Genomic DNA, 23009 nt, shown 5'->3' with positions numbered 1-23009 from the left:
ACCCCGCTGTTGCGGGGTTTTCTCTACCAGGGGCCGAAAGAGCCCTGGCGTCAGCCTTTGAAGGTCTCTTCCAGCTTCTTCTCGACCAGTTGCTTCTTCAGGCGCGCATACTGGGGCACGCCGTCCTTGTAGGGTGGGTAGTCCTCGCCCTGGATCAGCGGCAGCAGGTAGTCGCGCCCGGCCTGGGTGATGCCGAAGCCGTCCTCGCTGATGTACTCCCTGGGCATCATCTTCTCGACGTTGGCCACCTCTGATAGCGGCGCCTCGCCGATGGACCAGCCATATTCCGGGCCGCTGTCGCGGAGGATACAGGGCATAATGGCGTTCTTGCCGTTCAGTGCCATCTCCACTGCGGCGTGGCCCACGGCGTAGGCCTGGGCCACATCGGTGGCGGAGGCGATGTGGCGCGCAGCGCGCTGCAGGTAGTCGGCCAGGGCCCAGTGGTATTTCAGGCCCAGCTCGTCCTTGATCATGGTGGCAAGGGTCGGCGCCACGCCGCCCAGCTGCTTGTGGCCGAAGGCGTCAGTGGTGCCGGCATCGGCGAGGAAGGTGCCATCGGCATACTGGGCGCCCTCGGAGGCCACCACCACGCAGAAGCCCTTCTCGTCCACGGTCTGCTGTACCTTGGTCAGGAACTTCTCCCGGTCGAAGGCCACTTCCGGCAGCAGGATGATGTGCGGGGCGTCGCCCTCATGTTCCTGGGCCAGGGCGCCGGCGGCGGCGATCCAGCCGGCGTGGCGGCCCATCACCTCGAGGATAAATACCTTGGTGGAGGTGTCACACATGGAGGCCACGTCCAGGGCCGCCTCCTTGGTCGATACCGCCACGTACTTGGCCACTGAGCCGAAGCCCGGGCAGTTGTCGGTGTGGGGCAGGTCGTTGTCGACGGTCTTGGGAATATGGATGGCCTGGATGGGGTAGCCCATGGTCTCGGACAGCTGGGAAATTTTCAGGCAGGTATCCGCGGAGTCGCCGCCGCCGTTGTAGAAGAAGTAGCCGATGTCGTGGGCCCTGAATACCTCGATCAGGCGCTCGTATTCGGCCCGGTTGTCTTCCAGGCTCTTCAGCTTGTAGCGGCAGGAGCCAAAGGCGCCGGACGGCGTGTGGCGCAGGGCGGTGATGGAATCCACGCTCTCCAGGCTCACGTCGATCAGCTCCTCGCGCAGGGCGCCTAAAATACCGTTAAGGCCCGCGTAAACCTTGCCGATCTGGTCGTGGTGCTCGCGGGCGGCCTCGATGACCCCGCAGGCCGAGGCGTTGATCACGGCGGTAACACCGCCAGACTGGGCATAAAAAGCGTTCTTCTTGGGCATGGTCATCCTACAAACGGGCTGAGACGGGCAAATTGCGGGGCGGATTCTACTGGAACGGGGTTGCATTTGCACAGGAATCCGGGGGATTTGACAATCACGGGCGCAGGACGGCGTGGTAAGCTTGCCCGCTTTCGCGACCAGCACGAGTCATCTTTTACAGTATGCATATTCACATTCTAGGCATCTGCGGCACCTTCATGGGCAGCCTGGCCCAGCTGGCGGTGGCAGAGGGACACAAAGTGACCGGCAGCGATGCCAACGTCTACCCGCCCATGAGCACCCAGCTGGAGCGGGCGGGGATCCACCTGACCGAGGGTTATGATCCGGCCCAGCTGGAGCCGGCGCCCGACCTGGTCATCATTGGCAATGCGCTCTCCCGGGGTAACCCGGCGGTGGAGGCAGTACTGGACCGTGGCCTTCCTTATACCTCCGGGGCGCAGTGGCTCTGCGACCACTTCCTGGGCGGGCGCTGGGTGCTGGCGGTATCCGGCACCCACGGCAAGACCACCACCGCCAGCATGCTGGCGTGGGTGCTGGAACACGCGGGTATGAAGCCTGGCTTCCTGATCGGCGGAGTGCCGCGCAACTTTGATGTGTCTGCGCGCCTCGGCGAGAGTTCCTTCTTCGTGGTGGAAGCGGATGAATACGATACGGCTTTCTTCGACAAGCGCTCGAAGTTTGTCCATTACCGGCCGCGGACCCTGGTGATCAACAACCTGGAGTTCGACCACGCGGACATCTTTGACGACCTGGCGGCCATCCAGCGCCAGTTCCACCACCTGGTCCGCACTGTGCCCGGCAATGGCCTGATCGTGTCGGCGCCGGACGAGGCGGTCGAACAGGTCCTGGAGCAGGGCTGCTGGACCGAGGTGCAGCGTTTCACCTGCGAGGGAGAGGATGGTGTGCGCCTGGGGGACTGGTGCGCAGTGGATATCTCGGCTGACGGAACTGCCTTTGCGGTACAGTTCCGCGGGGCCGAGGTGGCCCGGGTCGAGTGGCCCTATACCGGCCTGCACAATGTCCGCAATGGCCTGGCGGCGATGGCGGCGGCACGCCATGTGGGCGTCGACCCGGCCGTCGCAGCGGAGGCATTGCAGCGGTTCGAGGGGGTCAAGCGGCGCATGGAGTGCCTGGGACGTATCGGTAATATCAGCGTCTACGATGACTTTGCCCACCACCCCAGCGCGATCGAGACCACGCTAAACGGCTTGCGGGCCAAAGTGGGCAGTGACCGCATCATTGCCCTGATTGAACCGCGCTCCAACACCATGCGTATGGGAATCCACCAGGGCAGGCTCGCCAAGGCCTGTGCCGGTGCCGACCTGGTGCTCTGGTACGAGCCCGAGGGTATGGACTGGTCATTGGGTGATGTTGTGCACCACTCCCCTGTGCCAGCCAAGATTTTCGACAACATAGAGGCTGGGGTAGAATCCGCCGTAAATCTGGCCGAACCGGGCAGTCACATCGTGATCATGAGTAATGGCGGCTTCGGTGGCATACACCAGCGGCTGCTCGCGGCGCTGGAGCAGAAACACGGCGGCGCAGCAACTTGAGGGAATCCGCTTTGTCCCAGGACCAGTTCAGCAAAACCGTCACCCTGGCGATGACCGGTGCCTCCGGGGCGCAATACGGGCTGCGGCTGCTGCAGTGCCTGCTGGCCGCGGACTGCCGGGTGTGGCTGCTGCTTTCCGATGCGGCGCGGGTGGTCATCGATACCGAGACCGATTGCCAGCTGCCGGGAGGCGGCGAAGCCGAGGTGGAAGCCTTCCTGGCCGCTCGTTACGGTGCGCGGGAGGGCCAGCTGAAGCTGTTCGGCAAGCGGGACTGGTTCTCACCGGTGGCCTCGGGAACCGGTGCCCCGGCCAGCATGGTGATCTGCCCGGCGAGCGGTGGCACCCTGTCGGCCATCGCCTGTGGGGCGTCCAATAACCTGATCGAGCGGGCTGCGGATGTCGCGCTGAAAGAGCGGCGCCAACTGGTGCTGGTGCCCAGAGAGGCGCCGTACTCTGAAATCCACCTGGAGAATATGCTCAAGCTGACACGTATGGGCGCCACGGTCCTGCCCGCCAGCCCGGGCTTTTACCAGCGGCCGGCTACGGTGGAGGACCTTGTTGATTTCGTGGTGGCGCGCCTGCTGGACCAGCTGGGGCTGGATCAGGCCCTGCTGCCGCGCTGGGGCGAGGAAGGCGGGCAGTGAAACCCTCGGTGACCATTCATTACTGCGTCCAGTGTAACTGGATGTTGCGTGCCACCTGGATGGCGCAGGAGCTGTTATATACCTTCTCCGACGACCTGCAGCAGGTAGCCCTGCAGCCGGGCAGCGGGGGTGTGTTTGAGATTTCCGTGGAAGGCCAGCCCATCTGGGAGCGTGTCCGGGACGGGGGATTCCCCTCCCCAAAGGAACTTAAACGTCGGGTTCGGGATCTGTTGTTCCCGGGCCGGGACCTGGGGCACGTGGACCGCTAGGTGGTGCACAGCCCGGCGGTTTCCGTACTGATATCAGCGGGTGGGAACCTGTTACTACGATTACATAGCGAAAACTTATGCTGTCTGCTTTCAAGACCTTTTACGAGAAGCTGGTAACCGGGCGCCCAAAAACGGTGCTCGCGCTTGTGGTATTGCTGACGCTGGCCGCGGCGGCGGGCCTGCCGCGCTTCAAAATCGATGCCTCGGCGGATTCCCTGACCCTGGAAACCGATGATGCGCTGGATTATTACCGCAAGATCTCAAAGCGGTACGCCACCGGTGATTTCCTGGTGGTCACATACAAGTATCGCCACGGCGACCTGTTCCAGGATGAGTCCCTGGCGACCCTGCGCAGCCTGCGTGACGAGCTGGCACAGGTCAGTGGTGTCGAGAGTGTGCAGACCATTCTCGACGTTCCGTTGCTCTACAGCCCCAAGCCCGCCATCTCCGAGCTCTCCGATGGCATCCGCACCCTGTCCATGCCGGGTACCGATAAGGACAAGGCGCGAGAGGAATTCCTGTCGAGCCCGATTTACCGCGACCTTATCCTGAGCCCCGATGGCCAGACCACAGCATTGCTGGTCAACCTTGAACTGGACCAGCGCGGCATTGAACTGGTGCGCGAGCGGGACGCCCTGCGGCGCAAGCGCAATGAGGAGGGCCTGACCGAGGCCGAGGCGGCACGGCTGGAGGAAGTGAGCGAGACCTACCTGCAACACCGCACCCAAGAAGACCTGGAGTCCCGGGAGCGGGTGGAAGAGGTTCGCGGGATCCTGGATGGTTACCGGGGAGACGCGGAGCTGTTCCTCGGCGGTGTTTCCATGATCACTGCCGATATGATCGCCTTTATCAAAAGCGACCTGGTGGTGTTCGGGGTGGGTATCCTGCTGTTCATCATCGTTACCCTATTGATCATATTCCGCCAGGTGCGCTGGGTGCTGTTGCCCCTGGCAACCTGTATCACCACCGCTGTGATCATGCTGGGCCTGCTCAGCTGGCTCGACTGGCGCCTGACAGTGATTTCCGCCAATTTTGTCGCGCTGCTGCTGATTATTACCCTGGCCATCACCATCCACCTGTCGGTGCGTTACCGGGAGCTCGTCGCGCAGAACCCGGACTGGTCCCGGGAGGAGCTGGCGCTGGCGGCGGTGCGGTTTATGGCCAAGCCCTGCCTGTATACCGCCCTGACTACTATCGTGGCCTTTGCGTCGCTGGTGGTGAGCGGAATCCGGCCGGTGATTGATTTTGGCTGGATGATGGTGATTGGCGTGTCCCTGGCGCTGGTGATGTCGTTCCTGATTATCCCTGCAGCCTTGATGCTGCTGGCCAAGCGCAGCGATGGGGTCAGCCAGGATAACTCCCATGCGTTTACCCTGTTGTTTTCACGCTTTGCCGAGCACCGCCGCGGTATCGTGCTGGGTATTGCCGCAATAGCGGCCGTCGTCAGCGTGGCGGGGGTCACCCAACTGCGGGTGGAGAACCGCTTTATCGATTACTTCGACAGTTCCACCGAAATCTACCAGGGGATGCTGGTGATCGACCGGCGCCTGGGCGGGACGGTGACGTTGGATATCATCCTCGACAAGCCTGAGCAGCAAGAGCCCGCCTTTGAGGGGGAGGAAGATCCCTTCGCCGTCGAGGGGGGCGATGATTACGCTGAGACAGAGGATCCCTTTGCCGCTGACGACCCCTTCGCAGCGGAAGGGCAGGGCGTACAGGACAGCTACTGGTTTAGCGTGGCCGGTCTGAACAAGATCGAGAAGTTGCACGATTACCTGGAGAACCAGCCCGAAATCGGCAAGGTGCAGTCACTGGCGACCCTCTACAAGGTGGCGCGCGACCTGAACAATGGCCCTCTGAACGATTTCGAGCTGGCGGTGGCCCGGACTAGCCTGCCCGAGGAAATCAGCGACGTCCTGGTGGAGCCTTACCTGTCCCTGGAGCATAACCAGGCGCGGATCACCCTGCGGGTGATGGAGACGGACCCGAACCTGCGCCGGGATGAGTTGATCCAGCGCATCTACGACTATGCCCACAACGACCTGGGTATTGCCCCCGAGAATATCCGCCAGACCGGCCTGCTGGTGCTGTATAACAACATGCTGCAGAGCCTGTTCAAATCCCAGATCCTGACGCTGGGAGCGGTTTTTATCGGTATCCTGTTGATGTTCCTGGTGCTGTTCCGCTCGCTGTGGCTGGCAATCATTGCATTGATCCCGAATATGCTCGCGGCCACCGTGGTGCTCGGTGGTATGGGCCTGGCGGGTATCCCGCTGGACATGATGACCATCACCATTGCCGCGATTACGGTGGGCATCGGTGTGGATCACGCGATCCACTACCTGTACCGGTTCCGTGCCGAATTCGCCAAGGATGGGGACTACGTGGCGACCATGCACCGCAGCCATGCGACCATTGGCCGGGCCATGTTCTATACCGCCATCACGATTATCGCCGGTTTCTCTATCCTGGCGCTGTCGAAGTTCGTGCCTTCGATCTACTTCGGCCTGCTGACGGCGCTGGCGATGTCGGCTGCCCTGCTGGGGTCCCTGACCCTGCTGCCGTTGCTGCTGTTGCTGATCAAGCCGTTCTCGGCGCCGGAGGCGCGGGGAAAGCCGGCAACGGCGACTGAGGGGGAAGGTGAGGCCCGCGCGGTCGTCGAGTAACACCGGCACAGGCCGGGCCTGTGCCGTCCTATGACGCTGGGGACGGTGTTTATGGCAGGTTTCCGGGCAGCTTGATGACCCGGAGGGGAATGTTAGCGGCCTTTAGAGATGGCGGGCGTGGCGAGGTGCTTGCGACGGCACTGGCCCAGTACCAATGCCGTCCCGGTTCGCTGCCTGGGGGGAAGTGGATAGTTGCCCCCGGCAGGAATGCCAATCAGTCGGTGCGACTGGTGACCTCTACCAGGTGGTAACCAAACTGCGTCTTGATGGGGCCGAGCACTTTGTTCAGCTCACCGGTGAATACGGCCTCATCGAATTCCGGCACCATCTGGCCCTTGCTGAATTCACCGAGGTCACCGCCATTGCGACCGGAGGGGCACTTGGACTGCTCCTGGGCGATGCTGGCGAAGTCGGCACCTCCTTCGATTTTCTTCTTGAGTTCCTCACATTTTTCTTCCGTCTCTACCAGGATGTGGCGCGCTGTGGCTTTCGGCATGAGTATGTCTCCGGTTTTGGTCTGAAAGGTTGACGATGATACCCGACGCGATGGGAGCTTAGCAGCCGCTGTTGCAAAATCACCTGCGGAGTTGTCCTACTGACCGGACATGGCGGCGAAAGTATTGCACTGGTTGACATCCCCGGAGGTGAAGCCGCGCTTGAACCAGTACATTCGCTGTTTGGCACTGCCGTGGGTGAAAGCATCCGGTGTTACGGCCCGGCCGGAACGACGCTGGATCACGTCATCGCCTACGGCCGCGGCTGCGGCCAGGCCCTCCTCGATATCCCCGGGTTCCAGCATCTGGCGGTCGCGATGGGCATAGAAGGCCCACACTCCGGCAAAGCAGTCGGCCTGTAACTCCAGCATCACGGATAGCCGGTTGGCGGTGGCGTTGTCTGCCCGCATACGTAGCTGCTGCACCTTCTGCGAGGTGCCCAGCAGGTTCTGGACATGGTGTCCCACCTCGTGGGCGATCACATAGGCAAAGGCGAAATCACCGGGGGCGCCCATGCGCCGGAGCGCACCGAGGAAATCGAGATCCAGGTAGACCTTGCCGTCGCCGGGGCAGTAAAAGGGCCCTACAGCGGAAGAGCTGGTGCCGCAGGCGGAGCGGATCATGTCGTCGTACAGGACCAGCTTGGGCGGAGCGTAACGGGAGCCCGCGGCCTGGAACAGCTGCCCCCAGGTATCCTCAGTGTCGGCGAGTACGACCGAGACGAAGTCAGCTACCGTGTCAGTGCCCCCGGGCGCTCCGGACTGTCCCTGGCCGCTGTCCTGTCCCGGCGGGGCTCCAGTGAACAGCTGGTTGCCGCCAAAAAAGTAAAGCAACGCCAGCACCGCCAGGATCACCCAGCCGGTCTTGCTGCGGAGCAGCAGGGGCGCGAGGGCCAGCAGGTTACCGAGGCCGCCGGGGCTGCCAGCACTGGATTCACCGCGGCGATCCTCCACGTTGCTGCTTCTGCGACCCTTCTGCCAACGCATGCAGACTCTCCACAACCACTTTTCCTTGAGTCTAGACCAGGTGGCACAAAATTCTTTTTCAGGTATGGGCTGGCGTCTGCGAGGTGTTATCTTTGAAGGAGACCACGGACCGGAGTGAGAGCCCGTTTTGCAGCAGATCCCCCTGTTTCCCCTGCGCGTTGCGCTGTTCCCTGGCGTGACTCTGCCACTGCGCATCTTTGAGCAGCGCTACCTGCGCCTGGTGACTGAGTCGCTGAAGTCAGACAGAGGCTTCGGCGTTGTGCTGATCCGCTCCGGTGGCGAGGTGGGGCGGGCCCAGATCTGGCCTGTCGGTGTGCAGGTGGAGATTGTCGACTGGAGCCAGGGGGATGAGGGCTTGCTGCACGTCGATGTGCGCGGTGAGCGCCGTTTCCGGGTGCTGGATACCCGCCGCGACGAGGATGAATTGCTGCTGGGGGATGTGGAGTGGTTGCCCGATCGGCCGGAGCAGCCGGTGCCCCCGGAATGCGATGGCCTGCTGGCGATGCTGGAGGAGCTGAAGGAGCACGCCGCCATGCTGTCGTTGAAATTCTCCCCGGTAGACTCCGCCGATGCCCTTTCCTGGCAGCTTGCGCAATTGCTGCCACTGGAGGACAGCGTCCGGATAGAGTTACTGTCCACAGAAGATCCCCTCGAGCGCCTTGCCACCATCGCCTCCAACCTGGATCGCTGGACCCGGGAGTAGCCCCGGGCCTGCCGTGTTTTAACTCCCGCGCCCCGATTGGCCGCATTCTGCCGCCGGTGCGTTATACTGCGCGGCCCTATTTATCAGCGGTCACGAAGCGATAAGCACGGAGAACCACAGTGAACAGTGTCAGTACGCCAGCCACCGGGCAGCAATCAGCCGAGGAACGCATCGCCGTGATGGGGCGCGCCGCCCGTGCGGCGTCCCGCTTGATGGCCCGGGCGGGCACCGCCACCAAGGATCGCGCCCTGCATGCCATTGCAGCCCGGCTGGATCGTGAGCGAGAGGCGATCATGGAGGCCAATGCACGGGATATGCAGGCCGGCCGCGACAGCGGGTTGGACGCCGCACTGCTCGACCGGCTGGAGCTGAATGACGAGCGCATCGATGCGATGATTCGCGGCCTGCAGCAGATTGCCGAGCTGCCGGACCCGGTGGGGGAAATCCAGGACATGTCCTACCGCCCCAGCGGTATCCAGGTGGGGAAGATGCGGGTGCCGCTCGGGGTTGTGGGCATCATCTATGAATCGCGTCCCAATGTGACGATCGACGCGGCCAGCCTGTGCCTCAAGTCCGGTAATGCCACCATCCTGCGGGGCGGCAGTGAGGCCCTGCATTCCAATGGCGCCATCGCCGCCTGCATCGCAGCCGGCCTCAGTGAGGCGGGCCTGCCGGAGACTGCGGTACAGGTGGTGGATACCGCGGACCGCGCTGCGGTGGGCGCGCTGATCAGCATGCCCGAATACGTGGACGTGATCGTTCCCCGCGGTGGCCAGGGCCTGATCGAACGTGTCAGCCGGGATGCCCGGGTGCCGGTGATCAAGCACCTGCACGGGGTCTGCCACGTGTACATCGACGATCGGGCTGACCGGGACAAGGCATTCAATATCGCCCTCAATGCCAAGACACACCGTTACGGTGTGTGCAACGCCATGGAGACCCTGCTGGTGGCCGACGCCGTAGCGGACGAGGTCCTGCCGCGGCTGGCGGCGGCCTATCGCGATAAGGGGGTGGAGCTGCGCGGCTGCCCGCGTACCCGGCAGGTGCTGGGCGACTGTGCCGAGGCAAGGGATTCCGACTGGAACGAGGAATACCTGGCGCCGGTGCTGGCGATCCGCGTGGTGGCGGACCTGGACGATGCCATGGAGCATATCGCCCGCTACGGTTCCGGCCATACCGAGGCCATTGTCACCGAAGACTACAGTCGCGCCCGGCGGTTCCTCGCCGAGGTGGATGCGAGTTCCGTGATCGTGAATGCCTCGACCCGGTTCGCCGATGGCTTTGAATACGGCCTGGGGGCTGAAATCGGTATCAGTACGGATAAGATTCATGCCCGCGGCCCGGTGGGGCTGGAGGGCCTGACCTCGCAGAAATGGATCGTGCTGGGCGACGGGCAGGTTCGCCAGTGATCCAGCACACAGGTGGAGCCGCCGGGCAGTGACCGGGGAACCAGGCATGGAGGGTAAGCGGAAATTGCACGCTGTCGCACTTTTCGGAGGCACCTTTGACCCGGTGCATTTCGGCCACCTGCGCATGGCGCTGGAACTGAAAGAGGTGCTGGGGGTCGACGAAATGCGCATGTTACCGAGCCATCGCCCGGCACATCGCGAAACGCCCGGGGTCTCCGGGGCGCACCGGCGCGAAATGCTTGCCATCGCCCTGCAGGGGTGCCGCGAACTGCAGCTCGATGAGCGCGAACTCCGGCGGGGTGGCGACACCTTTACCGTGGATACGCTGGAGGAGCTGCGGGCTGAGATGGGGCCGCGAGTGTCCCTGAGCTTCTGTATGGGGCTGGATTCACTGCTCACCCTGCCGTCCTGGCACCGTTGGGAGCGGTTGCTGGAGCTGGCCCACCTGGTGGTGGTGACGCGCCCCGGCTGGCAGCTGCCGCACCGGCACTCCGGGCCCGGAAGCGAGGAAGTGGCAGGGCTGCTCGAACGTCACGCCGGCGACATACATGACCTGCTCAGTGAACCAGGCGGGCGCCTGGTGGTGCGCGAGCAGACAATGTTGCCGATTTCGGCGACGCGGATCCGCCAGCTGGTAAGGGACGGGCGCTCACCGCGCTTCCTGCTCCCGGCGGCGGTCTTACAGTACATTGAGGATAAGCAACTCTATACAGGAGCCGGCGGTAGTGCCGGCCAGATTTAAGGTGTTATGACAGAGATAAAAGATATTGCCGTAACGGCTCTCGAGGACCTGAAAGGCCAGGACATTGTGGCACTGGATGTGTCGGCACTGAGCGACGTGATGGACACGCTGGTGATCTGTACCGGTACTTCCAACCGGCAGGTGAAGTCATTGGCGAACAACGTGGTGGATGATATCCGGGAGAAGGCCGGTATCCGGCCGATCGGCGTCGAGGGCCTGGAGCAGGGCGACTGGGTGCTGGTGGATTACGGCGACCTGGTGGTGCATGTGATGCAGGCAGAGACGCGCAGCTTCTACGAGCTGGAAAAGCTCTGGTCCATGACCCCGGCATCCCGCGACGGCCAGCAGTGAAGATCCGTATCCTGGCCGCTGGCGGCAAGATGCCCGGCTGGGTGCAGGAGGGCTACAGCGAGTACGCCCGGCGCCTGCCGCGGGAAATGACCCTCGAGCTGGTGGAAATACCGTTGGGCCAGCGGGGCCAGAAGAATTCCCCGGCAATGGCCGACAAGGCGCGGCGCAAGGAGGGAGAGGCCATGCTGGCGGCGCTCGGTCCACGGGAGCACGTGGTGGCGCTGGATGTGCTGGGCAAGCCCTGGTCTACCGAGCAACTGTCCCGCCAGCTGGCGGACTGGCAGATGCTGGGGGAGAACGTGAGTCTGCTGATCGGCGGTCCCGACGGGCTGGCCGATGAGGCGCGGGCGCGGGCGCGGCAGCGCTGGTCTCTCTCTCCGCTGACGTTGCCGCACCCACTGGTGCGGGTGGTGCTCGCAGAGCAGCTCTATCGCGCCTGGACCCTGCTGACCGGACATCCGTACCACAAGTGACCCCTGGCCGTGGTCAAGCGGTCGGGCCAGTGTTGATTACTGCCCATTAATCGCTGGTCAGTTGTGATAATGTATGCAAAATAGACAATTTTTGCGCCACTTACCCTGAGTATCGCCAGCGAATTTCCATGGTCGAAGATCTGCAACTCAAAGACCGCCATACCGAGCAGCGGTTGTTCCGCCATCGTATGCTGGTGGCCCTGGCGGGTGTGGTCGCGTTGCTGTGCGTGCTGGTGGCCCGTTTCTACCACCTGCAGGTGATCAATTACGAGGATTACCGTACCCAGTCCGACGAAAACCGCATCCAGGTACGGCCCGTGCCCCCGACCAGGGGCCTCATCTACGATCGCAACGGTACTATGCTGGCGGATAATCGCCCCAGCTACACCCTGTCCCTGGTGATGGAGCGGGTGTCCGACCTGGATGCCACCCTGGAACTGATTGGTCAGCTGGTGCAGCTCGACGAAGGCGACGTTAATAAGTTCCGTGATCGCCTGGAGCGCCGCCGCCCCTTCCAGCCGATTCCCCTGCGTTTCCGCCTGTCTGAGGAGGAAATCGCCCGCATCAGTGTCAATGAGTTCCGCCTGCCGGGTGTGTCGGTGGAGGCGGAACTGGTGCGCTACTACCCCCTCAATAAGCTCTTTGCCCACAGTGTTGGCTATGTAGGCCGCATCAACGACCGCGAACTGGCCAACTTTACCGACGAGGATGTGCGTCGCTACCGCGGTACCCAGAGTATTGGTAAGGTGGGGCTGGAACGCTCCTACGAGGATGTGTTGCTGGGGGAAGTCGGCTACGAGAATGTCGAGACCAATGCCCGTGGTCGGGTACTGCGTGTACTGGAGCGTCACGACCCTGAACCAGGCAGTGAGCTCACCCTGCACCTGGATGCACGCCTGCAACAGGTGGCCTCCGACGCCCTCGGGGAAAACCGGGGGGCGGTTGTCGCCCTGGATGTGAAAAACGGCGGGGTACTGGCCTTTGTCAGCAAGCCATCTTTCGATCCCAACCTTTTTGTGACCGGTATCAGTTTCAAGGATTACCGGGCCCTGAGTGACTCCCTCGATGTGCCCCTGTTCAATCGCGCCCTGCAGGGCCAGTACCCGCCGGGATCGACGCTGAAGCCGATGATGGGGCTTGGAGCGCTGGCCGCCGGGGTGATTGACCGGGAAACCAAGGTCAAGGACCCCGGCTTTTACCGGCTGCCTAACGACAAGCGCCTTTACCGGGACTGGAAGCGCTGGGGCCACGGCAAGGAGGTGGACCTGATCCAGGCGCTGACAGAAAGCTGCGACGTCTACTTCTACGACACTGCACACCGCTGGAACATCGATGGCATGCACGATATCGCGACCAGCTTCGGCCTTGGTAGCAGGACGGGCATCGACCTGCCCATCGAACGCCCGGGCCTGTTCCCGTCCCGGGCATGGAAGCGCGGTGCCCGCGGTATGCCCTGGTTCCCGGGGGACAGCCTGAATGCCGTGTTGGGACAGGGCTTTGTGCTCGCCACCCCCCTACAGCTGGCAGTGATGACCGCCACAATCGCCAGTCGTGGCACCCACTTCAAGCCGCAGGTGGTCATGGCGGTCGACGGTATTGAGCAGCCACCGGAGGTGCTGCACCACGTCGAAGCCAGCGAGGAAAACTGGGACCTGATCTTCGAGGGCATGGAGTCAGTCGTCTACGACACAAAGGGCACCGGTAAAAGGGCCGGTAAAGACCTGGATTTCCGCGTCGCCGGCAAGTCGGGTACAGCCCAGGTGGTAGGTATTGCCCAGGGGGAGCAGTACGATTCCGAGGCGCTGAAGGAGCGGCACCGTGACCATGCTCTGTTTATTGCTTTCGCCCCCGTGGATGATCCCCAGATCGCCGTCGCGGTGCTGGTGGAGAACGGCGAAACCGGCGGCGGCGTTGCCGCGCCGGTGGCGCGTGAGCTGTTCGCCGATTGGATATCGCGGCCGGTCGAGGAGACCGCACGCGCTAGCGCAGAAAAGCGGGAGGAGGTAGTCAGTGGCTAGTCGTGATTTCATGCACCGCCTGCCGGATTCCCACAGCAGCCTCAGCCGGCCGGTGAGCCTGTCGCGGCGGTGGCATATCGATGTGCCGCTGCTGGTGTTGCTGATCATCCTGTGCGGGACCGGCCTGGTGGTGTTGTACAGCGCCTCGGGAGGGGAGTTTCACCATGTGCGCCGGCAGGCGATCTTTATGGGTATTGCCTTCGTGGGCATGCTCGTGGCCGCGCAGATTCCGCCGGATATGTACCGGCGCTGGTCACCCTGGCTCTATGTCGTCGGCTGCTGCCTTCTGGTGTCGGTGCTTTTTATCGGGGTGGGGGCCAAGGGCGCGCAGCGCTGGCTTGAAATCGGCGGCTTCCGCTTCCAGCCCTCGGAGGCGCTCAAACTGGCGGTGCCAATGTCCGTGGCGGCGTTCCTGCACAAACGCACGCTGCCCCCGTCATTGGTCAGCATTGCCGGCGCCCTGGCGATTGCGGCGATTCCCGCGGTGTTAATTGTGCAGCAGCCGGACCTGGGTACTGCGATCCTGATTGCCGCTTCCGGGGTGTTTGCGCTCTACCTGGCGGGCCTCGGCTGGCGCATGATCGGCGGCGCCCTGCTGGCGTTGCTGGTTGCAGCCTGGCCGATCTGGCTGTGGGGGCTGCGGGATTACCAGCGCCAGCGTATTCTCACCCTGCTCAACCCGGATGCGGACCGACTCGGCGCCGGCTGGAACATTTTCCAGTCCAAGGCCGCGATCGGGTCCGGTGGCCTTTATGGCAAGGGCTACATGCAGGGAACGCAGTCGCAACTGGATTTCCTACCCGAGAGCCACACCGATTTCATCATCGCGGTGCTGTCCGAGGAGTGGGGCATGCGTGGTGCATTGCTGCTCCTTTTACTGTATGTCCTGATCATTGCCCGGGGGATCTATATTAGTTTTATGGCCCAGGATGTATTCGGGCGATTGTTGGCGGGGAGTATTACGCTGACTTTCTTTGTCTATGTATTTGTGAATATCGGCATGGTGACCGGATTGCTCCCGGTGGTGGGGGTTCCCCTGCCATTGGTGAGTTACGGTGGCACCTCTGTCATCACGCTGATGGCGGGCTTCGGTATCCTCATGGCCATAGGCACGGAAAGGCGGCGGGTGTCGTTTTAGTGCCGTCAGCGGCCATCATCGGGTGGCCTGCTGAATCAAATAAGAACTTGGAAGTAGAGAAGCACTATATGAGAACAGGAGCGGCTGTTTTGAAGTGGACCACAGGATTACTGGCAGGGATGGGCCTGGTGCTCGCCGCATGTGCGCAGGAGCCCGGCCATGCGGATAACCCGGAGGCCCAGGCTTTTGTCGAGTATATGGTGTCCGAACACGATTTTGACCGCGAGGAACTGTCCCAGCTGATGCGCGAGGCCAAGCGCAAGGACTCGATTCTCAAGGCGATCAAGCGCCCGGCGGAAAAGGCCAAGCCCTGGTACGAATACCGCAAGCTCTTTGTCACGCCGCGCAGTATCAGCGGCGGCGTGGATTTCTGGGATAAGAATGCCGGTGCACTGGCCGAGGCGGAAAAGCGCTACGGTGTGCCGGCGGAGATGATCGTCGCGATTATCGGTATCGAGACCCGCTATGGCGGCAATATGGGCGGATATCGTGTACTGGATGCCCTGGCGACGCTCGCCTTCAACTATCCGCGTCGCTCCAAGTTCTTCACCAAGGAGCTGGAGAATTTCCTGCTACTGACCCGCGACCAGAATATGGATCCCCGCGAGCTCAAGGGCTCCTACGCCGGCGCGATGGGCTTCGGGCAGTTCATGCCATCCAGCTACCGTGCCTATGCGGTGGATTTCAACGGTGACGGGGCAGTGGATATCTGGCGCGATACCGAAGATGCCATCGGCAGTGTGGCGAACTACCTGGCCCGGCACGGCTGGTTGCCCCGGGAGCCGGTGACGGTGCTGGCTAACCCGCGTCCCAACGCGGACATGACCATCGTCAATGACTCGCTGGACCCCAACTGGACCGTCGGCCAGTTGGCGGAGAAGGGGTTCCCGGCCACTACCCAGGTGCGGGATGACATGGCGGCCAATGTTTTTTCGCTGCAGACCGAGCAAGGCAAGCAATACTGGATCGGCCTCAAAAACTTTTACGTCATAACACGCTACAATCGCAGCCGCCTGTACGCGATGGCCGCCTACGACCTGGCGCAGGAGATCGTCAAGGCACGCGGCGGGCGTTCCTGATTGCGCCGGGGCTACTGTCCCGCAGCCCGTTACGCCTGGCTTGGCCAAGCCGGGTGGGCGGGATAAATGCGCTGGCAAGTGAACCAATTGTCTGAATAAGAATCAATCAAAGCTGATTTTCTTCTTTGCTTTCAAACCTATAAGTAGCGGGGTGTGCGGTTGGGCACCGTAACGGGGGGACCATGTTTGTTAATTATTCGCGAATTGCAATAACCATTGCCGCGCTGGCGGTTGTGGCCTGCAGTCATCAGGCCCACAAATCGGCGCGCAAGCCGACACAGGGGCCGGCACCGGACACGATCAAGGACAGCGGCCCGCTGCGGCCGGTGAATATGCTGGCGACGCCGGAGCCCACACCGGTGAAGGAGCCCATCGGCAAGGCGGGTAATAAATCCCCTTACGTTGTAAACGGTGTGAGATACAGCGTCCTCCAGGGCGTCAAGGGCTACAGTGAGCGTGGCCACGCTTCCTGGTATGGCACCAAGTTCCACGGCCGTCGTACCGCCAATGGTGAGGTGTACAATATGTACGCCATGTCCGCGGCACACAAGACCCTGCCGCTGCCCAGTTACGCCAAGGTGACGAACCTGGAAAATGGACGCAGTGTTATTGTGCGGGTCAACGATCGCGGGCCATTTGTGCCGGGACGGCTGATTGACCTGAGTTACACCGCAGCACAGAAACTGGGTTACATCGACAAGGGCGTGGCCCGGGTGGAAGTGGTGGCGATCGATCCAGAGACGCTGCCTTCTGCGAGCGATACGCTGGTGCGGGAAAAAGATGTCGCCGCCAGGGAAGCCCTGGCGCAGGACGCCAGCTTCAAACTGCCCGAGAATACTTTCCTGCAAGTGGGGGCATTCAGTGATGCCTCCCAGGCCAAGCGCATTCGCGGGCAAGTATCGGCCGTGGTCGACTATCCTGTATCGGTCAGCCCGGTTCAGGCCCAGGGGAAGACGCTGTATCGCGTGCGTATTGGGCCAATTGCCCAGCAGCGGGCGCTGGTGGCCCTGCGTGAGTCGGTAGAGGAAAATCGCCTCGGCACCCCCCAGGTCGTATATGACTGAGTGGCGCGGCCATATTTGTCGCCCACGGCGTTCAGCCGGGCCGGGTATACGGCCCGATTCGGATGGATATCAAACTGACATGAGGAATAATGAGACTTTCAGCCATGCTTAAACGCCTTTTTGCCTGCCTGCTTCTGATGTTGACCACCGGCGTTGCTCTCGCTGAACAGCCGCTGATTCCCGCGCCGCCGCAGCTGGCTGCAACCGCTTACCTGCTGATTGATGCCCATACCGGCCAGGTGCTGGTAGAGCACAATGCGGACAAGCAGGTGCCGCCGGCCAGCCTGACCAAGATGATGACTGCCTACATCGTATCGGAGGAGATCGAGAAAGGCAGCATCAAGGAGACCGACCTGGTACCCATCTCGGAAAAAGCCTGGAAGAAAGGTGGCTCCAAGATGTTCGTCAAGGTTGGTGACAAGGTGCCGGTGATCGACCTGTTGCGCGGCGTCATCATCCAGTCCGGGAATGACGCGAGTATTGCCCTGGCGGAGTACGTATCCGGCAGCGAGGAAGTGTTTGCGGAAGTCATGAACCAGCAGGCCGAGCTGCTGGGCATGCGCGACACCCACTTCAAGAACGCCACCGGCTGGCCGGCAGAGGGACATATGACCACCGCGCGCGACCTGGCGACCCTGGCGCGGGCGTTGATCAATGATCATCCCCAGCACTACCAGCTCTATTCCGAGAAGTACTTCAGCTACGCCGGGATTAACCAGCCCAACCGCAACCGCCTGTTGTGGCGGGACAACTCGGTTGACGGTATCAAGACCGGTCACACGGAAGCTGCGGGTTTCTGCCTGGTGGCATCTGCGCAGAAGCGTGGTATGCGCCTGATTTCCGTGGTACTGGGTACTGATAGTGATGACAAGCGTGCCGCCGAATCCCAGAAGCTGCTGGCGTATGGTTTCCGCTACTATCAGACGCACAAGGTATACAGTGCCGAAGATGTCCTGCAGAGTGAGCGAGTCTGGGGCGGTAAGGAGCCGCAGGTGGGCATCGCTGTGGAGAGCGACGTGTTTGTTACCATTCCCCGCGGTGGTGAGGAGAGCATCAAGGCTGACCTGATTATCGACGGCGAGCTCGAGGCCCCGATCCAGAAAGGCCAGCCGCTGGGCAAGGTGGTTGTGACCCTTGATGGGGAAACCGTCGCGGAAGTGCGTGCGGTGGCCGCTGAGGAAGTGGAACAGGCCGGTTTCTTCAAGCGTATGTGGGATGCCCTGAAACGCTTCGTGATGAGCTTCTTCTAGTCATTTGCCCAGATCCCGCACCCGTCCGGGGTGCGGCCGGATTCGGCGGGCAGGAGTAGAGAGTCCGCCGTTCCCGGTGACATTCTCGCCGCCGACTGTGCGGTTCCCGCCAATATCTGTGATCCCTGTCCACTCAACCGCCGGGGCTGTATAATCGCCGCCCGGTCACTGCTGTGTTTATTTAATGTGCAATTGAGTGGCCGGGAGAGAGTGGAATGAGTCAAGATCCAAACCAGCAGCCCCCGAAAATCGAGTTTCCCTGTGAAGACTATCTGGTCAAGGTGGTCCGGGACTCCGATGACCAGACGCACGAGTTCGTACTAGAGGTGATGCGTCGCCACGCCCCGGGCCTCGATGAGGAGCGCATCACGCTGCGGGAGAGCCGCAACGGCCGCTTTACCTCCATGACTTTCTATATCCTTGCCACCGGGGAGCCCCAGTTGCAGGCCCTGTTCGATGAGCTGAAGGCCCATCCGTCGGTCCATATGGTGATGTAATGACCAGGGTATGTAACCTCGGCCGTCGTGACTACGAGTCCGTCTGGCAAGCAATGTCCCGCTATACCGACTGCCGCGATGAGCACAGCGCGGACCAGATCTGGTGTGTCGAGCACGAGCCGGTATTCACCCAGGGCCAGGCGGGCAAGGCCGAGCACCTGCTCAATACAGGCGATATCCCTGTGGTGCAGGTGGACCGCGGGGGGCAGGTGACCTACCACGGCCCGGGGCAGCTGGTGGTCTATCCGCTGCTGGACCTGCGGCGGATCAAAGTGGGGGTGCGGGACCTGGTCTCGGGCCTGGAGCAGGCGACGGTCGCCATGCTGGCCGAATACGGTATTGCGGCGGCGCCCCGGGCCGATGCGCCAGGTGTCTACCTCTCCGATGGTCCGCGGGCCGGCAGCAAGATCGCCTCGATCGGGCTGCGGGTGCGTCGTGGTTGCAGCTTTCACGGGATCGCCATCAATATCGATATGGACCTGGCCCCGTTCCTGCGGATCAACCCTTGCGGTTACGCGGGCATGCAGATGGTACAGATGGCCGAACTGGTTCAACCGACGCCTGCCTGGTCGCAGGTGGCGGACATTTTCGTGCGCGAACTGCTTCGTGCACTGTCGCTGCCGGAGGCCGACTGGCAACCGGTGGACGAGCAAATTTTTGCGCGTGCAAGCGCCCCTGAAAAGGGTAAAGAGGAGCAGGAAACGAGCAATGGCTGACAATTCCAAACCTGAGAAGCCCGACCTGGTACCGGTCAAGCGGACCCGGCGACTGAAGCAGGGCGAGAAACTGCGCGACGGCGACAAGGTGGAGCGCATCCCGGTCAAGGTAATTGCCAGTGACCAGGTGCTGCGCAAGCCGGACTGGATCCGGGTGAAAGTGCCCGCCTCCAGGGAAGTTGAGCGGATCAAGAAGATCCTTCGCTCGCAGAAACTGGCCACTGTCTGTGAAGAGGCTAGCTGCCCGAACCTGCACGAGTGTTTCAGTGGCGGCACCGCCACTTTTATGATCATGGGCGAGATCTGCACCCGCCGTTGCCCCTTCTGCGATGTGGGCCATGGCAAGCCCAACCCGCTGGACCCGCAAGAACCGCAGCACCTGGCGGAAGCCATCGCCGCGATGAGCCTGCGCTACGTGGTGATCACATCTGTTGACCGGGATGACCTGCGCGATGGCGGTGCGCAGCACTTTGCCGACTGTATCCGCACGGCGCGCGAGCATTCGCCGGACCTGCAGGTGGAGATCCTTACCCCGGACTTCCGTGGACGTATGGATGTGGCACTGGATATCCTGGAAGCCGAGGCGCCGGATGTTTTCAACCACAACCTGGAAACCGTGCCGCGCCTGTATCGCGAGTCCCGCCCGGGTGCCAACTACAAGTGGTCCCTGAAGCTGTTACAGGAGTATAAGAAGCGTCGCCCGGATGTACTGACCAAGTCGGGCCTGATGGTGGGCCTGGGTGAGGAAAAAGAGGAAATCTTCCAGGTGCTGGATGATATGCGTGAGCACGATATCGATATGCTCACCATCGGCCAGTACCTGCAACCCAGCAAGGAGCACCTGCCGGTTCAGCGTTACGTGCATCCCGACGAGTTCGAGGAGTACCGCCGCTATGCTGAGCAGATTGGTTTCAAGCATGCGGCCTGTGGACCGCTGGTGCGTTCCTCCTATCATGCCGATAAGCAGGCGCACGGAGAGAAAGTGGGCTGAGAGCCCGCTTTTCCCGCTGCATCGAAGGGCAGTGCCTTGTGGGCACTGCCCTTTTTATTTGTCCTGCCCTTTTTATTTGACTTGCACGTGGGCTTCCCGCCCTGCCCGGTGGGTAATTCACCGGAGGCTGTGTCACCGCTCCGCTTAACATCCGGTTAAGAGGCTGTTTGGCAGGGTTTTACTCTAAATAACCCTCACCTGCCCGATAAAGCCCCGGTCCGCTGACCGTTTGCTTGATCTTTACACGTGGAAACTGTTTGCTAGAGGGCTGCCGCAGTGAACGATGTTGCCGCGGCATCAGGTAGCGCGACGCTGCCGGAACGTCCGATAAGAACACATAAGAGATCAACGCATGAAAAAGCTTACCTCACTGGCTGTCGCCGGCTTGCTCGCGGCCTGCTCCGGGGAGTCACCCGAGCAATCACGGGTGATGGACAGCGAAGAACTGGCGGGCCAAGCCGTCGCCAAAGTTACTTACCCGCAAACCAGGAAGGGGGAAGTTATCGATACCTATTTCGGCACTGAGGTGGCAGATCCCTATCGCTGGCTGGAGGACGACCGCAGCGAGGAAACCGGGGCCTGGGTTGAGGCCCAAAATGCGGTCACCTTCGAGTATCTCGAAAGTATCCCTTATCGCGAGACACTGAAGCAGCGCCTGGAGTCCCTGTGGAATTACGAAAAAGTGGGACGGCCCTTTACCGAGGGGGACTACACCTATTTTTACCGCAATAACGGCCTGCAGGATCAGTATGTGGTGTGGCGCCGCAAAGGCCATGGCGAGGCGGAAGTCTTCCTGGATCCAAACCAGTTCAGTGAGGACGGCACCACTTCGCTCTCCACCCTGAGCTTCTCCAAAGATGGCTCCATTGCCGCCTATGCTATTTCCGAAGGCGGCAGCGACTGGCGCAAGATCATTGTCATGGATGCCGAGAGCAAGGAAGTACTTGAAGAGCCGCTGGTGGACGTCAAGTTTTCCGGTATCTCCTGGAAGGGCAATGAGGGGTTTTACTATTCCAGCTATGACAAGCCGGAGGGGAGTGAGCTATCCGCCAAAACAGACCAGCACAAGCTCTACTACCACAAGCTGGGCCAGCCCCAGTCAGAAGACCGTCTGGTGTTTGGTGGCAGCGCGGAACAGAAGCGCCGTTACGTACAGGGCTATGTGACAGAAGATGATCGCTTCCTGGTAATCTCCGGTGCGAAGTCCACTTCCGGCAATGACCTCTTTATTCGCGACTTGTCCAGAGAAAATGCACCGTTGGTGCCAGTGCTCGAGGACTTCGAGTCCGATACCTACGTGATCGACAATGTCGACAGCAAGCTCTACCTGGTGACCAACCGCGGTGCCCCCAACAAGAAAGTGGTCACTGTGGATGCGTCTGCGCCGGGACCGGGCAACTGGGTGGATTTTATTCCCGAGACCGAGAATGTGCTGACTGCTTCCACCGGCGCTGGCTATTTCTTTGCCGAATATATGGTGGATGCCCTCTCCAAGGTCTACCAGTACGACTATGAGGGAGAGCGTGTGCGGGAGATTGAATTGCCCGGGCCGGGCAGTGCCTCTTCCATTAGCGGCAAGCGCGAAGACGACGTGCTCTACTACTCATTCACCAATTACAAGACGCCTTCCACGATTTTTGCGCTGGATGCCGATGAGGGCGAATCCACTGTGTACCGGAAGTCCGGTGCAGATTTCGACAGCGATCGCTATGAGTCCACCCAGGTTTTCTATACTTCTGCGGACGGCACCCGGGTGCCCATGATGATTACCCACAAAAAAGGGCTGGAACTGGACGGCAAGAACCCGACGATCCTGTACGGCTACGGCGGCTTCAATATCAGCCTGACCCCATCGTTCAGCATTGCCAATGCTGCCTGGTTGGAGTTGGGTGGTGTCTACGCAGTACCCAACCTGCGCGGCGGTGGGGAGTACGGTAAAAACTGGCACAAGGCGGGCACGAAACTGCAGAAGCAGAATGTGTTCGACGACTTTATCGCTGCAGCGGAGTTCCTGATTGAGAACAAGTACACCTCAAGTGACTACCTTGCGGTTCGCGGTGGTTCCAATGGTGGCCTGCTGGTCGGCGCCGTCATGACCCAGCGCCCCGACCTGTTCCAGGTTGCGCTGCCGGCGGTAGGGGTGATGGACATGTTGCGTTATCACACCTTTACCGCTGGCGCTGGTTGGGCCTATGACTATGGCACCGCCGAAGACAGTGAGGAGATGTTTGAGTACCTGAAGGGTTACTCCCCGGTTCACAATGTGCAAGCGGGTGTGCAATATCCGGCGACGCTGGTGACCACGGCTGATCACGACGACCGCGTGGTGCCGGCCCACTCCTTCAAGTTTGCGGCACAGTTACAGGCCAAGCAGGCCGGGCCTGCCCCGACGCTGATCCGGATTGAGACCAAGGCGGGTCATGGGGCGGGAACGCCGGTTTCAAAGAGTATCGAGCAGTATGCGGATATCTTCAGCTTCACCCTGTTCAATATGGGGATGAATTCCCTGCCAAACTGAGCTCGCTATTAAAGTGTCCCTCCCAAAGCCCGGCATCGCCGGGCTTTTTTGTTGCCATTGCGAACCTGCCTCGCAGCGACGTGGCCGGGGCGGCCAGGGCATCTGGGACAGGCACCGAGGATTGTGCTTATACTT

General features: G+C 61.6%; 20 protein-coding genes and 1 pseudogene. 18 read left to right on the top strand and 3 right to left on the bottom strand.

The annotated features are described in order from the left end of the window. Positions 1–50: 50 nt before the first annotated feature. Positions 51–1313, bottom strand: coding sequence for a 6-phosphofructokinase (locus LVD11_RS01235; protein ID WP_237055144.1), 1263 nt, complete (start codon positions 1311–1313; stop codon positions 51–53). A gap of 161 nt (positions 1314–1474) precedes the next feature. On the opposite strand from LVD11_RS01235, the gene mpl reads away from it, so the two are divergent. The 4 genes from mpl to LVD11_RS01215 all read left to right on the top strand — a co-directional run bounded on the left by mpl (position 1475) and on the right by LVD11_RS01215 (position 6445). Then, positions 1475–2866, top strand: coding sequence for a UDP-N-acetylmuramate:L-alanyl-gamma-D-glutamyl-meso-diaminopimelate ligase (gene mpl / locus LVD11_RS01230; protein ID WP_237055141.1), 1392 nt, complete (start codon positions 1475–1477; stop codon positions 2864–2866). 11 nt (positions 2867–2877) lie between these two features. Further along, on the top strand, positions 2878–3510 hold the full coding sequence (locus tag LVD11_RS01225; protein WP_255775187.1) for a flavin prenyltransferase UbiX: 633 nt from the start codon (positions 2878–2880) through the stop codon (positions 3508–3510). Further along, a complete protein-coding gene (locus LVD11_RS01220) occupies positions 3507–3779 on the top strand; it encodes an Rdx family protein (RefSeq protein WP_369413298.1) in 273 nt (90 codons plus the stop codon). Before LVD11_RS01225 ends, LVD11_RS01220 begins: the two co-directional genes overlap by 4 nt. Positions 3780–3856: 77 nt before the next feature. Then, a complete protein-coding gene (locus tag LVD11_RS01215; RefSeq protein ID WP_237055139.1) occupies positions 3857–6445 on the top strand; it encodes an efflux RND transporter permease subunit in 2589 nt (862 codons plus the stop codon). A 214-nt stretch (positions 6446–6659) separates the two neighbouring features. On the opposite strand, the pseudogene LVD11_RS01210 reads toward LVD11_RS01215, so the two are convergent. After that, positions 6660–6950: pseudogene (locus LVD11_RS01210) on the bottom strand (peptidylprolyl isomerase); the annotation flags it as partial. Between the two features lie 87 nt (positions 6951–7037). Further along, positions 7038–7925 (bottom strand): KPN_02809 family neutral zinc metallopeptidase, encoded by an 888-nt coding sequence (ypfJ, locus tag LVD11_RS01205; protein WP_237055135.1) that lies wholly within the window; start codon positions 7923–7925, stop codon positions 7038–7040. A 127-nt stretch (positions 7926–8052) separates the two neighbouring features. Between ypfJ and LVD11_RS01200 the strand changes: the two genes are divergently transcribed. The 14 genes from LVD11_RS01200 (at position 8053) to LVD11_RS01135 (ending at position 22874) form a co-directional block, all read left to right on the top strand. After that, positions 8053–8628, top strand: coding sequence for an LON peptidase substrate-binding domain-containing protein (locus tag LVD11_RS01200; RefSeq protein ID WP_237055133.1), 576 nt, complete (start codon positions 8053–8055; stop codon positions 8626–8628). 119 nt (positions 8629–8747) lie between these two features. Continuing rightward, the gene (locus tag LVD11_RS01195; protein ID WP_369413297.1) at positions 8748–10037 is read left to right on the top strand and encodes a glutamate-5-semialdehyde dehydrogenase; all 1290 of its coding nucleotides are present in this window, start codon (positions 8748–8750) and stop codon (positions 10035–10037) included. A 46-nt stretch (positions 10038–10083) separates the two neighbouring features. Then, positions 10084–10779, top strand: a complete 696-nt coding sequence (gene nadD, locus LVD11_RS01190; protein WP_237055131.1) for a nicotinate-nucleotide adenylyltransferase — start codon at positions 10084–10086, stop codon at positions 10777–10779. 6 nt (positions 10780–10785) lie between these two features. Then, complete coding sequence (gene rsfS, locus LVD11_RS01185; protein ID WP_237055129.1) at positions 10786–11130, top strand: ribosome silencing factor; 345 nt, start codon at positions 10786–10788, stop codon at positions 11128–11130. Beyond that, positions 11127–11603, top strand: a complete 477-nt coding sequence (gene rlmH, locus LVD11_RS01180) for a 23S rRNA (pseudouridine(1915)-N(3))-methyltransferase RlmH (RefSeq protein WP_237055127.1) — start codon at positions 11127–11129, stop codon at positions 11601–11603. The genes rsfS and rlmH overlap by 4 nt, the downstream gene beginning before the upstream one ends. A 128-nt stretch (positions 11604–11731) precedes the next feature. Next, on the top strand, positions 11732–13621 hold the full coding sequence (mrdA, locus tag LVD11_RS01175) for a penicillin-binding protein 2 (RefSeq protein ID WP_237055125.1): 1890 nt from the start codon (positions 11732–11734) through the stop codon (positions 13619–13621). After that, positions 13614–14759: a rod shape-determining protein RodA gene (rodA, locus tag LVD11_RS01170; RefSeq protein WP_237055123.1), complete on the top strand. Its 1146-nt coding sequence runs from the start codon at positions 13614–13616 to the stop codon at positions 14757–14759. Before mrdA ends, rodA begins: the two co-directional genes overlap by 8 nt. Before the next feature lie 89 nt (positions 14760–14848). Further along, complete coding sequence (gene mltB, locus LVD11_RS01165; protein WP_237055121.1) at positions 14849–15838, top strand: lytic murein transglycosylase B; 990 nt, start codon at positions 14849–14851, stop codon at positions 15836–15838. Between the two features lie 182 nt (positions 15839–16020). Continuing rightward, the gene (locus LVD11_RS01160) at positions 16021–16902 is read left to right on the top strand and encodes a septal ring lytic transglycosylase RlpA family protein (RefSeq protein ID WP_305080646.1); all 882 of its coding nucleotides are present in this window, start codon (positions 16021–16023) and stop codon (positions 16900–16902) included. A 104-nt stretch (positions 16903–17006) separates the two neighbouring features. Then, positions 17007–18152 carry a D-alanyl-D-alanine carboxypeptidase family protein gene (locus LVD11_RS01155; protein ID WP_439651252.1) on the top strand — a complete coding sequence of 382 codons (1146 nt, stop codon included), beginning with the start codon at positions 17007–17009 and terminating at the stop codon, positions 18150–18152. 215 nt (positions 18153–18367) lie between these two features. Continuing rightward, on the top strand, positions 18368–18649 hold the full coding sequence (locus tag LVD11_RS01150; RefSeq protein ID WP_237055117.1) for an HP0495 family protein: 282 nt from the start codon (positions 18368–18370) through the stop codon (positions 18647–18649). Further along, positions 18649–19365 carry a lipoyl(octanoyl) transferase LipB gene (gene lipB, locus LVD11_RS01145; RefSeq protein WP_237055115.1) on the top strand — a complete coding sequence of 239 codons (717 nt, stop codon included), beginning with the start codon at positions 18649–18651 and terminating at the stop codon, positions 19363–19365. The genes LVD11_RS01150 and lipB overlap by 1 nt, the downstream gene beginning before the upstream one ends. Next, positions 19358–20356 (top strand): lipoyl synthase, encoded by a 999-nt coding sequence (gene lipA / locus LVD11_RS01140; RefSeq protein WP_237055113.1) that lies wholly within the window; start codon positions 19358–19360, stop codon positions 20354–20356. The genes lipB and lipA overlap by 8 nt, the downstream gene beginning before the upstream one ends. Positions 20357–20708: 352 nt before the next feature. Continuing rightward, positions 20709–22874, top strand: a complete 2166-nt coding sequence (locus tag LVD11_RS01135; protein ID WP_237055111.1) for a prolyl oligopeptidase family serine peptidase — start codon at positions 20709–20711, stop codon at positions 22872–22874. The last annotated feature ends 135 nt before the right edge of the window (positions 22875–23009 follow it).

This window comes from Microbulbifer sediminum, assembly GCF_021729035.1.
In the GTDB taxonomy this organism is placed as follows: domain Bacteria; phylum Pseudomonadota; class Gammaproteobacteria; order Pseudomonadales; family Cellvibrionaceae; genus Microbulbifer; species Microbulbifer sediminum.
Note: the sequence above shows the minus strand (reverse complement) of the source record. Positions and strands in the feature narration are given on the sequence as shown.

Excerpts from the sequence above, each read along its gene's own strand:
- LVD11_RS01150 (WP_237055117.1), top strand. The coding sequence starts at position 18,368 with ATGAGTCAAGATCCAAACCAGCAGCCCCCGAAAATCGAGTTTCCCTGT.
- mrdA (WP_237055125.1), top strand. The coding sequence starts at position 11,732 with ATGGTCGAAGATCTGCAACTCAAAGACCGCCATACCGAGCAGCGGTTG.
- mpl (WP_237055141.1), top strand. The coding sequence starts at position 1,475 with ATGCATATTCACATTCTAGGCATCTGCGGCACCTTCATGGGCAGCCTG.
- lipA (WP_237055113.1), top strand. The coding sequence starts at position 19,358 with ATGGCTGACAATTCCAAACCTGAGAAGCCCGACCTGGTACCGGTCAAG.
- ypfJ (WP_237055135.1), bottom strand. The coding sequence starts at position 7,925 with ATGCGTTGGCAGAAGGGTCGCAGAAGCAGCAACGTGGAGGATCGCCGC.
- LVD11_RS01235 (WP_237055144.1), bottom strand. The coding sequence starts at position 1,313 with ATGCCCAAGAAGAACGCTTTTTATGCCCAGTCTGGCGGTGTTACCGCC.
- LVD11_RS01155 (WP_439651252.1), top strand. The coding sequence starts at position 17,007 with ATGCTTAAACGCCTTTTTGCCTGCCTGCTTCTGATGTTGACCACCGGC.
- nadD (WP_237055131.1), top strand. The coding sequence starts at position 10,084 with ATGGAGGGTAAGCGGAAATTGCACGCTGTCGCACTTTTCGGAGGCACC.
- rsfS (WP_237055129.1), top strand. The coding sequence starts at position 10,786 with ATGACAGAGATAAAAGATATTGCCGTAACGGCTCTCGAGGACCTGAAA.
- LVD11_RS01135 (WP_237055111.1), top strand. The coding sequence starts at position 20,709 with ATGAAAAAGCTTACCTCACTGGCTGTCGCCGGCTTGCTCGCGGCCTGC.
- lipB (WP_237055115.1), top strand. The coding sequence starts at position 18,649 with ATGACCAGGGTATGTAACCTCGGCCGTCGTGACTACGAGTCCGTCTGG.
- LVD11_RS01215 (WP_237055139.1), top strand. The coding sequence starts at position 3,857 with ATGCTGTCTGCTTTCAAGACCTTTTACGAGAAGCTGGTAACCGGGCGC.
- LVD11_RS01160 (WP_305080646.1), top strand. The coding sequence starts at position 16,021 with ATGTTTGTTAATTATTCGCGAATTGCAATAACCATTGCCGCGCTGGCG.